This is a genomic window from Rhodoferax sp., assembly GCF_034520025.1.
GTDB lineage: Bacteria > Pseudomonadota > Gammaproteobacteria > Burkholderiales > Burkholderiaceae_C > Allorhodoferax.
Window position 1 is genome coordinate 1,649,830 of record NZ_JAXHNZ010000001.1, and the last position, 13,607, is coordinate 1,663,436.

The window sequence follows — 13,607 nt, forward strand, 5'->3', positions numbered from 1 at the left end:
CTCCGGCATGGGGGAGACCTTGCCCGGCGCGGGGCACAATAGCCTTCATGACAGAACCCAAGAAAACCCTGCTGCTGGTGGATGGCTCCAGCTATTTGTATCGCGCCTTTTTTGCCGGCGGGGACAACATGAGCGTGACCTTGCCGGACGGCACCGTCCAGAAGACCGGTGCGGTGCGCATCATGATCAACATGATGAATAGCCTGCGCAAGGAATACCCGGCCGACTATGTGGCCTGCGTTTTCGATGCCAAAGGCCCGACCTTCCGCGACGAGATTTACCCCGAGTACAAAGCCCACCGCGACCCGATGCCCGACGATCTGCGCAGCCAGATCGCGCCCATCCACGAAATCGTGCGCCTGCTGGGCTGGAAGGTGCTGGATGTGCCTGGCGTAGAAGCGGATGACGTGATCGGTACGCTGGCGGCCACCGCCGCCTCGCAAGGCATTGAAGTGATTGTGAGCAGCGGCGACAAAGACCTGGCGCAGCTGGTGAACGAGCACATCACCATCATCGACACCATGAACGGCAAGCGCCGCGACTTGGCCGGGGTGGAAGCCGAATTCGGCGTGCCTGCCCGCCTGATGTTGGACTACCAGACCCTGGTGGGCGACACCGTGGACAACGTGCCCGGCGTGGCCAAGGTCGGCCCCAAAACGGCGGTGAAATGGCTGCAGCAATACGGATCGCTGCAAGGCGTGGTGGACAACGCCACCCACATCGGCGGTGTGGTGGGCGAGAACCTGCGCAAGGCGCTGGACTGGTTGCCCACAGGCCGCACGCTGCTGACCATCAAGACCGACTGCGACCTCACGGGTTGGGTGGATGGTTTGCCTGCTATGGATTCCATAGCTGCTGGCGCACAGGATACGGGCGCTTTGCGTGCTTTTTATGAGAAATACGGCTTCAAGGGACTGGCGAAGTCGGTCGGCGGCGCTGAAGCTTCGGCTGCCGCTCCTGCGCCCTCTGTGCGCACATCAGAGCCGGGCTTGTTTGACGAGCCTGCCGGTGAAGCTGCTGCGCCTGCATCGCGCGTGAGCACGGTGGAATACGAAACCATCTTTTCCTATGAGGCTCTAGACGCCCTCATTGCCCGCATTCACGCGGCCCCGCTGACGGCCTTGGATACCGAGACCACCTCGCTGGATGAAATGCGCGCCGAGATCGTGGGTATCAGTTTCAGTACCGAGCCGGGCAAAGGCGCGTATGTACCTGTAGCCCACCGTTACCCCGGCGCGCCCGAGCAGTTGGACCGCGACACCGTGCTGGCCAAGCTCAAGCCCTGGCTGGAGAATCCGCAGGCCTTGAAGCTGGGCCAGCATGTCAAATATGACCGCCATGTGTTTGCCAACCACGGCATCGAAGTGCAGGGCTACGCCCACGACACCATGCTGCAGAGCTATGTCCTCGAAGCCGACAAGCCCCACGGCTTGGCGAGCCTCGCCGAACGCCACCTGGGGCGCAGCGGCATCAGCTTTGAAGACCTGTGCGGCAAGGGCGCAAACCAAATCAGCTTTGACCAGGTCGACATTGTCAAAGCTGCCGAATACGCCTGTGAAGACTCCGACCAGACGCTGGATGTGCACCTGGCGCTCTGGCCGCAGATCGAGGCCAACGACAAGCTGAAGTTCATTTACGAGCTGGAGATTGCCAGCAGCGAATCGCTCTACCGCATTGAGCGAAACGGCGTTCTGATTGACGCGCCCACGCTGGCGGCCCAAAGCCACGAGCTGGGCCAGCGCATCCTGCAGCTGGAAACCGAGGCTTACGAGATTGCCGGCCAACCGTTCAACCTGAGCAGCCCCAAGCAGCTAGGTGAAATCTTTTTCGACAAGCTGGGCATGCCGGTCGTGAAGAAAACCGCCACCGGTGCACGCAGTACCGACGAAGAGGTGCTGGAAAAACTGGCGGAGGACTACCCGCTCCCCGCCAAACTGCTGGAGCACCGCAGTCTCGCCAAGCTCAAAGGCACTTACACCGACAAGCTGGCCCAGCTGGCACTGCCCCGCACCGGGCGTGTGCACACCCACTACGCCCAAGCGGTGGCAGTGACCGGGCGATTGAGCAGCAACGACCCTAACCTGCAGAATATTCCCATCCGCACAGCGGAAGGACGCCGTGTGCGCGAAGCCTTTGTAGCAGCGCCCGGTTGTGTGATTGCCAGTGCCGATTACAGCCAGATTGAGTTGCGCATCATGGCGCACATCAGCGACGACCCGGCGCTCTTGCGCGCCTTCCATGACGGTCTGGATGTGCACCGCGCCACCGCCGCCGAAGTCTTTGGCGTCCCTGTGGATCAGGTGAGCAGCGAGCAGCGGCGCTACGCCAAGGTCATTAATTTCGGGCTGATCTACGGCATGAGCGCCTTCGGTTTGGCGCGTAACCTGGGCATCGACAACACCGCTGCCAAAAACTACATCCAGCGTTACTTTGAGCGCTACCCTGGGGTGAAAACCTATATGGAGTCCACCCGCGAATTGGCCAAGCGCCAAGGCCACGTTGAAACCGTCTTCGGCCGTCGCCTGCAGCTTGCCGGGATCAAAAACGCCAAAGGCGCGCAACTGGCGGGGCTGGAGCGTGCGGCTATCAACGCACCGATGCAGGGCACGGCGGCAGATTTGATCAAGTTGAGCATGGTCAAAGTGCAGCAGGTGTTGGACGCGCACAATAAAGCGACCCGGATCATCATGCAGGTGCATGATGAATTGGTATTCGAGGTGCCCGAAGCAGAGGTGGAATGGGTCCGCACTGAAATCCCCGCGCTCATGGCCGGGGTGGCGGCACTCAAAGTGCCTTTGTTGGCGGAAGTAGGGGTTGGTCCCAATTGGGACAAGGCGCATTAATGCCGAGGATACTAACAACGGGTATTCACTAATTTATTGTTGCAAATGTTAAATTTGCCGCGATAATTGAATTGTTTAATAAAATGGGGCGTCGTATGGGACGCAGTGGAATGAAAATTGCAACCAAGTTGTGGTCATTTATCGTGTTGATCATTGTGGCCATTTGCATGGTGGCGGTGATCGGTTTAATGCGCAGCAACTCCATCTTGAGTGACGGGCGGCAAAAGCAAGCGCTCGCTCAGGATTTGGTGCAACTTGCCACTGAGTGGAATGGGCTGACCAGTACCAATTCCGCGCGCAATACCGCCATTTTGATCAGTAGCGGCACGGCGGTCGCAGACACGTTCAAAGACGTGGTGACATCGACATTGGCCGAAATCACCGAGCTGCAGAAAAAAATTGAAAGCATGGCCCAGACCGACGAGGACAAGGCCCAGCTTAAAAAAGTAGCCGATGCCCGCAACATGGTTCTCTCCACACGCAATAAAGCACGTGACCTCAAAAAAGCCGGCCAAGACGCGGAGGCCTTGCAGGTGATGACCGGTGAGTACGAGCCTGCGCTGAAGGTATATCTTGCCGAGCAACGCAGCTTTGTCGAGTTGCAGAAGCAGGAAATGGCGATGCATCAAGCCGAGATCGTGGCTAAGCGGGCAACGAACACCACCGGTATCCTGGTGAGTTTGGCTGTGATTGTGGCGATCATTTTTGCGGGCACCACGTGGTTGGTGCGCTCCATTCGCGAACCCCTGACCATGGCCAACGATTTGGCAGCCCGTATTGCGCAGGGTGATCTGACGCACTCGGTCCATTCCGAGCGGACCGATGAGTTTGGTCAGTTGCTGCACTCGCTGGAAGCCATGAATGTGTCCCTAGGGCGCATGGTGTCCGAGATTCGCGGTGGCACCGACAGCATTGCGATTGCGAGTGCCGAAATCGCGACCGGTAACAACGACCTCGCCCAGCGCACCGAGCACACCTCCAGTAACTTGCAGGCTACGGCCTCCAGCATGGACGGTTTGACCCAAATCGTGCAGCAAAGCACCGACAACGCCCGCCAAGCCAGTGCGCTGGCAGCCAGTGCATCCACCGTGGCGCAGCGCGGCAGCGAAGTGGTGACCCAAGTGGTCAGCACCATGCAGGAAATTGATGCCAGCAGCAAGAAGATCGCCGACATCATCAGCGTGATTGATGGCATTGCCTTCCAGACCAACATTCTGGCGCTGAATGCAGCGGTAGAAGCCGCCCGCGCCGGTGAGCAGGGTCGCGGCTTTGCGGTGGTGGCGTCCGAAGTTCGTTCGCTGGCAGGCCGCAGTGCAGAGGCTGCGAAAGAGATCAAGGCCTTGATCGGAACCTCGGTGGACAAAGTCGAGTCGGGCACCCAATTGGTGACCGATGCAGGCGCCACTATGGAGGAAATCATGCAATCAGTGCGCCGGGTGGCGGATGTGATTGGTGAGATTACCTCGGCCGCCAATGAGCAAAGCACAGGCATTGCAGGCGTCAACTCTGCCATCGGCAATCTCGATCAAATGACGCAGCAAAACGCGGCATTGGTCGAGGAGAGCGCGGCCGCCGCCGAAAGCCTGCGCGAGCAAGCAGACCGCATGAAACAGGCCGTGGCCGTGTTCAAGGTGACAGGCAGCATGTCGGGCCCTTCGTTGGCACCGGTACCTGTGCGCTCCGGTAAACCCAGCACCGCTTTCAAAGGGCCAGAGCGTCGCACCGGCGATGCTGCCGGCCCCCAAGCCCGCACCACTGCATCGGCAAATGCCAGCCCGCGCAAGCCCGCACCTGCACCGAAACCCGCTGCTGCCCCGATGCCAAGCTTGCAAAAACCTGTCGTGACTGCCTCAAACCGCTCCACACCCGCAGGTGGAGACGACGATTGGGAAACGTTCTAATAGTGGGCTGCCCTGATTTCCTGTAGTCTGATTGGTGTGTCGCAAGGGTAGGTAATTGCCTACACTTGCGCTTGCGCTTCAAAAACTATGGAGACACCCATGCTGGAAAATTTAAAGAACGAATTGGACTCTTTGCGCCCCGGTCGCACCGCCGAAGCAGGCGCCACACGCCGCACCGCCATCATGGCGGCTCTCGGTGTCGGTTACGCGGCCACGGCGATGCCCATCATGGCGCAAACCGCAATCAGCACACCCGCTGACGGACTGGTCACCGGTTCCGAGATTTACGACGTGGCGGGAGAGAGCGTTCCCTTCTACTACGCCGCACCCGCCGACAAGACAGACTTGCCCATCGTGTTGGTGGTGCAAGAAATCTTTGGTGTGCATGAATACATTGCCGATACTTGCCGCCGTTTTGCCAAAGCTGGCTTCTTGGCTATCGCGCCAGACTTGTATGCCCGACAAGGCGATGCGTCGCAGTACACCGACATCGGCAAATTGCTGGCCGAAGTAGTTTCCAAAGTGCCGGACGAGCAAGTCATGGCTGATTTGGATGGCGCGCTGGCATGGGCCGCTGACAACGGTGGCAATACCAAAAAAGTGGCGGTTACCGGCTTCTGCTGGGGCGGTCGCATCACCTGGTTGTACGCAGCGCACAACAAGGACGTCAAGGCCGGTGTGGCCTGGTACGGTCGCTTGGTCGGTACCCCCTCTGAGTTGACTCCCAAGAATCCAATTGATCTGGCCGAGAGCCTGAACGCACCTGTTTTGGGCCTGTATGGCGCCAAAGACACGGGCATTCCTGTCACGACAGTCAATGACATGAAAAAGGCTTTGGCTGCTGCGGGCAAAAAGGGCAACAAAGCTGCCAAGGGTTCGCAGTTTGTGGTGTACCCCGAAGCCGGGCACGCCTTCCACGCGGACTACCGTCCGAGCTACCGTGCCAAAGAAGCTGCTGATGGCTTCAAGCGCACATTGGCTTGGTTCAAGGCAAAGGGCGTTGTTTGATTCTTCTGGCAATTGTGGCCGGCACACTGGTGGCCGGCATAGGGAGTGTGTGGTTGGCAGCGGCACTGAGCTTCGGTGCACTTGCTCGTTATACCCAGCATATGTTGAGTCTGGCGGCAGGGGCCTTGTTGGCCACTGCCTTCATGCATCTGCTCCCTGAAGCGTTCGAAAGCCAGGCTGGTGCCCATGACCTGTTCATGGTGCTGCTCATCGGTCTGGTTTTTTTCTTTCTCCTGGATAAAGCAGAGCTCTGGCACCACGGCCACGAGCATCACCATGGTCCTGCGGCGCATAGCCAAGAGGCTCATCACGACCACGATCATGGTCACCATGCACACCACCACGGCCACAGCCATGGGGCGGACAAACCGGTCGGCAGTTGGGCCATTCTTACCGGCGACAGCGTGCATTGTTTTGGGGATGGGGTGCTGATCGCGTCTGCCTTTGTGGCGGATTTGCGTTTGGGTGCCATCGCTGCCTTGGCGGTGCTTGCCCATGAGGTGCCCCACCATATGGGGGACCTGATGGTGCTGCGCAATGGCTCTACCAACAAGCAGGCTGCGCTGATCAAGGTGACGTTGGCGGGTGCGGTGACCGCGTTGGGCGGCATCGTCGGCTATTGGTTGGTCGACCAGCTGCAGGACTATTTGCCTTACTTTTTGGCGGTGGCGTCCAGCAGCTTCATTTATGTGGCGTTGGCGGACCTGATTCCCCAGCTGCAAAAGCGTTTGAGCGCACGCGAAACGGCTGCTCAAATTGCCTGGCTGGGTGTGGGTATCGGTCTGGTGGCCTTGGTCAGCAGTTTGGGCCACGGGCACTGAGCGGGTCGGCCTGCATGGAGCCGCAAACCACCTTCGAGATGGAGTTTGCGGACTCCGAAATCCGCCAAGCCATCTGGCATGGTAACGATCTGCTAATTGTGTTTTCTGCCGTGGCAGCGACCCGTCATACACCCGGTGACGCTTCGATCAGCGGCTTTTTGCAGGGCGTGGAGTTGGTGTTGCGCCAATGCACGCCTGTGCCCACCACCGCCTTGTTCGGTCGTATCCGAGGTGGGGCGTTGCGCCTGAAAGGGCAGCCCTCCATTCTCAGAATTTCCCTGCCATCCACGTGGGATCAGTCACTCGCTTTGGAGCTGGAGCCCGCACAGAATGGCTTTCTGGCACTACAGGCGCAAGGTATGGAGTGCCGCTTACAGGCGGGTGGCATCTTCCATGAGTCCTTGTTTTGCTGAGTCTGAAACCCTCTCTGTCACCATAGTTTAATCAAACGTTTGATTTATGTGCTTAGAATCGGCACCTATGTCGATTCCTTTGCCTGAGACTATTTCCCCTAAGCCGACTCGCAGTGATGGGGTAGAAGCGCGCAACCGCCTGCTGGATGCTGCGTTGCAATTATTTGCGGAGCAGGGTTTTGCCAAAACTTCCATTCGCGAGATTGCCCAGGCTGCGCAGACCAATGTGGCGTCCATCAGCTATTACTTTGGTGACAAGGCGGGTCTGTATCGCGCCGTGTTTTCTGACCCGCGCACCAATCCGCCTGTGCCTCCTGAGGCGCTAGAGGGTGCCAATGTCACGCTGGAGGAGGCGATACGCGGCTTGTTGTCCAGCTTTCTGGAGCCGCTCAAGCAGGGCCACATCGCGCAGCAGCGGTACATGAAACTCTGCTTTCGCGAAATGCTGGAGCCCACCGGCGCCTGGCAGCACGAAATTGACGCCAACATCGCGCCCGCCCACATGGCCCTGACCCGCGGGCTCTGCCGCCATGTCGGACTCGCTGAAGCCGATGACGATATCCACCGGCTCGCTTTCACCATTAGTGGTTTGGGCGTCATGCTCCATGTGGGCAATGACCTGTACACCCAGATCCGCCCTGGCCTAGTCAACACGCCGCAGGCGCTGGATGTGTATCTGCACCGTCTCGTCTCTTACGCCCTGGTGCTGGTCGACGCCGAAGCCCTTCGGCGCGGAGCCAAAGCTCCAGCTCCCGCCCATTCCCCTGACTCCACCTCACTTCAAGCCCCATGAACTCCATGCACTTAAGAAACCCCAAGCCTGCCTATGTGGCACTGGCGCTCACACTGATGTTGAGTGGATGTGCCATCGTCATGCCACCCGCCAAAGTGGACGCTACGCCCGCTTTGCAGTGGCAAGCCCCACTGCCGCACCAGGGCGCCGTCGGCTCGCTAGCCCGATGGTGGCAAAAGCAAGGCGACCCGCTGTTGGTAGAGCTGATCGGGGCGGCTCAAACCGTTAGCTCCAACGTGGCCCAGGCACTCGCGCGGGTGGAGTCTGCCCGCGCGCAGCGCACCACCGCCAACGCCGCCTTGTTGCCCAAGCTGGATGCGAGTGTGAGCGCCAACCGTGGGGTGAGCCAGCCCGATGTGCCGGTGGCCACCACCCAATCGGTGGGCCTGCAAGCGAGCTGGGAGCTGGACTTGGTGGGCGCCAACCGCGCGGTGAGCAATGCGGCCGACGCCCAGTTCCAGGGCACGCAGGCCCAGTGGCACGACGCCCGCGTGTCGGTGGCGGCCGAAGTGGCCACTACCTATTACAGCTACGCCACTTGCACCCAGTTGCTGGGTGTGGCGCGCAAAGACGCAGCCTCCCGCCAGGAGACCGCACGCCTGACCGAGCTCAATGCCAAAGCCGGTTTTGCCGCGCCCTCTGTGGCTGCCTTGGCTCGTGCCAGCGCTGCTGATGGCAGCAGCCGGGTGACGCAACAACAAACGGCATGCGACCTGGACGTGAAAGCACTGGTCGCCCTGACGGGCATGCCCGAGCAGGATCTTCGGAAAAAACTGGCTGCAGCGCCCGTGGAACTTGCGCAAGTAGCTCCTGTTTCCATAGCAAGCGTACCTGCCCAAACCCTGACCCAACGCCCCGATGTGTTTGCGGCTGAGCGCGATGTGATCGTCGCCAGCGCCCAGGTGGGCAGTGCCAAAGCCCAGCGCTACCCGCGCCTGACCCTGAGCGGTTCGGTGGGTGCCCTGCGCTACAGCAGCATGGGGCGCGAGACGAATCTGGACACCTGGTCCTTTGGCCCCTTGGCGGTCACGCTGCCTTTGTTTGACGGCGGCCAGCGCAAGGCCAATGTGGTGTCTGCCGAAGCGGCTTACGCGCAAAGCGTGTCGGTCTACCGTGGCAAGGTGCGCCAGGCTGTGCGCGAAGTAGAAGAAGCACTGGTCAACCTGCAAAGCACCGATGCCCGCAAGCTAGATGCCGCTGTGGCCACCGCCGGCTACGCCGAGTCGCTCGCAGCCACCCAGGCCCGCTACGGCCAGGGCTTGGCCAGTTTGGTGGAGCTGGAAGACGCACGCCGCAATGCGCTGGCAGCGGAATCGGCCCAGCTCTCGCTGGGACTGGAGCGCAACCGCGCCTGGGTGTCGCTCTATCGCGCTCTGGGTGGCGGCTTTGAGCCAGACCAGTTAAACGCGGATGCCGCCTCAAGCTCCGCCTATCAGCCACGTCCTTAACTTCCGCACAACGTCCCGACTTTTTGTTGTCACCTCTTTGAGAGCAAAGCCATGAACCAATTCAAATTTAAACCCCTGACCCTGGGCCTCGTGACCGCCAGCGTGCTGACCGTGGCCGGCCTTGGCCTGTTTGCCAGCCGCACCCAAGCAGCCGATGCCCCTAAGGCCGCTGCAGCGCCCAAAGCTGCGCTTACCGTGGCCACCGTGCAGGCCAAAAGCAGCCAGCTGCCTGTCAAGCTGTCCGCCAACGGCGGTGTCGCAGCCTGGCAGGAAGCCAGTGTGGGCTCGGAGGCCAGCGGTTTGCGGGTGGCCGAGCTGCATGCGGGTGTGGGCGATAGCGTGAAGCGCGGCCAGGTGCTCGCCACCTTTGCGTCTGAAAGCGTACAAGCCGATGTGGCCTTGGCCCGTGCCAGCCTGAATGAGGCGCAGGCTAATGCGGCCGAAGCGCTGGCCAACGGCGACCGCGCGCGCGCCGTGCAGGGCACTGGCGCTATTAGCGCCCAGCAGATCAACCAATACCTCACGCAAGAGGCCACCGCCAAAGCGCGCGTGGCATCCGCCCAAGCCCAGCTGGATGCCCAGCTGCTGCGCCTGAAGCAAACCCAATTGCTTGCGCCCGACAGCGGCATCATCTCCGCCCGCAGCGCCAGTGTGGGTGCGGTGGTGGGTGCGGGCACCGAAATGTTCAAGCTCATCCGCCAGGGGCGGCTGGAATGGCGCGGGGAGGTAACCTCGGCAGAGTTCGCCCGCATCAAGCCCGGCATGGCGGTGCTGGTCACCTCGCCTGGCGGTGTGCAGGCCAAGGGCAAGGTGCGCATGCTGGCGCCCACCGTAGATGCCTCGACCCGCAATGGCTTGGTCTATGTAGATTTGTTGGCTGCGTCGACTGCCGGCCAGTCGCTGGCTGGCGCTTTCAAACCCGGCATGTATGCCCGTGGCGAATTCGAGCTGGGCAGTACCGGCGCATTGACCGTGCCGCAAACTGCAGTCGTCGTGCGCGACGGCTTCAGCTACGTCTACCGCCTGGGCGCGGACAACCGGGTCAGCCAACTCAAGGTGCAGACCGGCCGGGTGGTGGGCGATCAGATCGAAATCCAAAGCGGTGTAAAGCCGGAGGACAAGCTGGTGGCGAGCGGTGGCAGCTTCCTGAGTGAAGGCGACACCGTGAAGGTGGTGGATGCCTCAGATTACAAGCCAAAAGCGGCTGCAGCGCCCGTAGCACCTGCGCAAGCAGCTACGAAATAAGGAGCAAAACCGATGAATGTCTCCTCGTGGTCGATCAAAAACCCCATACCGGCGGTCATGCTCTTTGTGATGCTGACCTTCGCCGGCATGCTGGCGTTCAACAGCATGAAGGTGCAGCAGTCCCCTGACCTGGAGCTGCCCAACATCACCATCGCGGCCAGCCTGCCGGGTGCGGCGCCGGCCCAGCTGGAAACCGAAGTGGCCCGCAAACTGGAGAACGCGATTGCGTCTATCCAGGGCCTGAAGAACATCTACACCAAGGTGCAGGATGGAGGTGTGACGATCACCGCCGAGTTCCGCCTCGAGAAGCCCACGCAAGAGGCGCTGGACGAAGTGCGCAGCGCCGTGCAAGGCGTGCGCAGCGAGCTGCCCAGCGATGTGCGCGATCCGGTAGTCAACAAGATCAATCTGTCGGGCGCGCCCATCATGGCGCTCACCATCCGTTCCGACAAAATGGACGACGAAGCCCTGAGTTGGTTTGTGGACAACACGGTCGCGCGTCGCTTGTTAGGCGTGAAAGGGGTGGGCTCGGTGTCCCGCGTAGGCAGCGTGACCCGTGAGGTGCAAGTCGCTTTGGACCCGATGAAGCTCCAAGCGCTGGGCGCAACGGCAGCCGACATTTCGCGCCAGCTCAAACAGGTGCAAACCGAAAGCGCAGGCGGCCGCGCCGACCTGGGCGGCAGCGAGCAGCCCATGCGTACGCTGGCCACCGTCAAGACGGCCGAAGAGCTGGCCAATCTGGAGCTGACGCTGTCCAACGGCCAGCGCGTGCGTCTCGATCAGGTTGCGACCGTCAAAGACACGATTGCCGAGCCCCGCGCTGCCGCGCTGCTCAATGGTGTGCCGGTGGTGGGGTTTGAAATTACCCGCAGCAAGGGTGCCAGCGAGGTGGAGGTCGGCGCTGCAGTGAATGCCGCGCTGGACGAACTCAAAGCCCAGCACCCCGATATTGAACTCACCCAGGCGTTTGACTTCGTAAAGCCCGTGGCCGAAGAGTTTGATGCCTCCATGACCATGCTGTACGAGGGCGCAGTGCTGGCTGTGATTGTGGTCTGGCTGTTTCTGCGCAACTGGCGCGCGACCTTCGTGTCCGCCGTGGCCTTGCCACTGTCGGTGATCCCGGCATTCATCGGTATGGCGTATCTGGGTTTTTCCATCAACACCGTGACATTGCTCGCACTTTCCTTGGTCATCGGGGTGCTGGTGGACGATGCGATTGTGGAAGTTGAAAACATCGAACGTCACCTCGACATGGGGAAAACGCCGTACCAAGCCGCGATGGAAGCGGCCGACGAAATCGGCCTAGCCGTGGTGGCGACCACCTTCACGCTGATTGCGGTGTTTTTGCCCACCGCGTTCATGAGCGGTATTCCCGGCAAGTTTTTCAAGCAGTTTGGATGGACAGCGGCGCTTGCCGTGTTTGCTTCGCTGGTGGTGGCCCGGGTGCTCACCCCCATGATGGCGGCCTACATCATGAAGCGTAGCCCGCGTCCGCACAAAGACCCGTTCTGGATGGGCGCCTACATGCGCGCCAGCCGTTGGGCGCTGAATCACCGTTGGATCACCATGGGCGCAGCGGCCGCGTTTTTTGTGGGCTCCATCATGTTGATTCCCTTGTTGCCCACCGGCTTCATTCCGCCGGACGACAACTCGCAAACGCAGGTTTACATCGAACTGCCGCCAGGCTCCACCTTGAAGCAAACGCGCGATGCGGCGGAGCACGCGCGCCAGTTGCTGGGCAAGGTCGATCACATCCAAAGTATTTACACCACCATTGGTGGCGGTGCGGCAGGCTCTGACCCGTTTGCGCCTGCGGGCACCACCGAAGTTCGCAAGGCCACGCTGACCGTGCTGTTGACTGAGCGCGGCAAGCGCCCGCGCAAGCAGGGTATTGAAAACGCAATCCGCGCAGCCATGGCCGAAGTGCCTGGCGTCCGCAGCAAAGTGGGCTTGGGCGGCAGTGGCGAGAAGTACCAGTTGGTACTGACCGGTGAAGACCCCCTTGCCTTGGCCGGTGCCGCTGCTGCGGTGGAGCGCGATTTACGCACTATTCCCGGTTTGGGCAGCATCACTTCCAGCGCGAGCTTGATTCGCTCCGAAATTGCAGTGCGTCCCGACTTTGCGAAGGCCGCTGACTTGGGCGTGACCAGTGCGTCTATTGGCGAAACTCTGCGCATTGCCACCGTGGGGGACTACGACACCTCGCTCGCCAAGCTCAACCTCAGCCAGCGGCAAGTGCCGATCGTGGTGAAGCTGGATGACTCCGCGCGCCAGGACCTGGAGCTGCTGGGCCGCCTCGCGGTGCCCGGCGTCAAAGGTCCTGTCATGTTGAGCCAGGTGGCGACGCTTGAAGTGGCCGGTGGCCCTGCGGTGATCGACCGCCTGAACCGCTCGCGCAACATCACCTTTGAAGTCGAGCTCTCCGGCGCACCACTGGGTGATGTGACCGAGGCGGTGCAAAAGCTGCCCTCCATCACCAATCTGCCCCCGGGCGTGAAGCAACTCGCCTTGGGCGATGCCGAGGTGATGGGCGAGCTGTTTGCCAGCTTCGGCCTGGCCATGCTGACCGGGGTGCTGTGCATCTACATCGTGCTCGTGCTCTTGTTCAAGGACTTTTTGCAGCCCTTCACCATCCTGGCGGCCTTGCCCCTGTCTTTGGGTGGCGCGTTCGTGGGCCTGTTGGCGGTCAACCAGAGCTTCTCCATGCCCTCACTCATCGGGCTCATCATGCTCATGGGTATTGCGACCAAGAACTCCATTCTTTTGGTGGAGTACGCCATCCTGGCGCGCCGGGGTAGCGACGGCAGCGACGGACACCCCGTAGCAGCGCCCATGAGCCGGTTTGATGCTCTCATTGATGCCTGCCACAAGCGTGCCCGGCCGATCGTGATGACCACCATTGCCATGGGCGCCGGCATGGTGCCGCTGGCGGTGGGTTGGGGCGCTGCAGACAGCAGCTTCCGCAGCCCGATGGCGGTGGCGGTGATTGGCGGCTTGATTACCTCCACGGTGCTGAGCTTGCTGGTGATTCCTTCGGTGTTCACCGTGGTGGACGACCTAGAGCATCTGCTGGGCCGAGTCAAGCGCTGGGTGTTGCGCGAGAAACCGGCGGTGGCGACAAAGCCGGTACAATAG

9 protein-coding genes are annotated in these 13,607 nt (G+C 61.0%); all 9 read left to right on the top strand.

Going from position 1 to position 13,607, the window contains the following annotated elements; all coding sequences use genetic code 11:
- Positions 1 to 47 precede the first annotated feature (47 nt).
- The 9 genes from polA to U5L73_RS08010 all read left to right on the top strand — a co-directional run bounded on the left by polA (position 48) and on the right by U5L73_RS08010 (position 13,607).
- Positions 48 to 2,843, top strand: a complete 2,796-nt coding sequence (polA, locus tag U5L73_RS07970) for a DNA polymerase I (RefSeq protein ID WP_322561835.1) — start codon at positions 48 to 50, stop codon at positions 2,841 to 2,843.
- A gap of 110 nt (positions 2,844 to 2,953) precedes the next feature.
- Positions 2,954 to 4,744, top strand: a complete 1,791-nt coding sequence (locus U5L73_RS07975) for a methyl-accepting chemotaxis protein (RefSeq protein ID WP_322561836.1) — start codon at positions 2,954 to 2,956, stop codon at positions 4,742 to 4,744.
- Between the two features lie 99 nt (positions 4,745 to 4,843).
- Positions 4,844 to 5,752, top strand: a complete 909-nt coding sequence (locus tag U5L73_RS07980; protein WP_322561837.1) for a dienelactone hydrolase family protein — start codon at positions 4,844 to 4,846, stop codon at positions 5,750 to 5,752.
- A complete protein-coding gene (locus U5L73_RS07985; protein WP_322561838.1) occupies positions 5,749 to 6,573 on the top strand; it encodes a ZIP family metal transporter in 825 nt (274 codons plus the stop codon). Before U5L73_RS07980 ends, U5L73_RS07985 begins: the two co-directional genes overlap by 4 nt.
- 14 nt (positions 6,574 to 6,587) lie before the next feature.
- Positions 6,588 to 6,986 carry a hypothetical protein gene (locus U5L73_RS07990; RefSeq protein WP_322561839.1) on the top strand — a complete coding sequence of 133 codons (399 nt, stop codon included), beginning with the start codon at positions 6,588 to 6,590 and terminating at the stop codon, positions 6,984 to 6,986.
- 67 nt (positions 6,987 to 7,053) lie between these two features.
- The gene (locus U5L73_RS07995) at positions 7,054 to 7,779 is read left to right on the top strand and encodes a CerR family C-terminal domain-containing protein (protein ID WP_322561840.1); all 726 of its coding nucleotides are present in this window, start codon (positions 7,054 to 7,056) and stop codon (positions 7,777 to 7,779) included.
- On the top strand, positions 7,776 to 9,227 hold the full coding sequence (locus tag U5L73_RS08000) for an efflux transporter outer membrane subunit (protein WP_322561841.1): 1,452 nt from the start codon (positions 7,776 to 7,778) through the stop codon (positions 9,225 to 9,227). The genes U5L73_RS07995 and U5L73_RS08000 overlap by 4 nt, the downstream gene beginning before the upstream one ends.
- 51 nt (positions 9,228 to 9,278) lie before the next feature.
- The gene (locus U5L73_RS08005; RefSeq protein WP_322561842.1) at positions 9,279 to 10,472 is read left to right on the top strand and encodes an efflux RND transporter periplasmic adaptor subunit; all 1,194 of its coding nucleotides are present in this window, start codon (positions 9,279 to 9,281) and stop codon (positions 10,470 to 10,472) included.
- A gap of 12 nt (positions 10,473 to 10,484) precedes the next feature.
- Positions 10,485 to 13,607 (top strand): efflux RND transporter permease subunit, encoded by a 3,123-nt coding sequence (locus U5L73_RS08010; RefSeq protein WP_322561843.1) that lies wholly within the window; start codon positions 10,485 to 10,487, stop codon positions 13,605 to 13,607.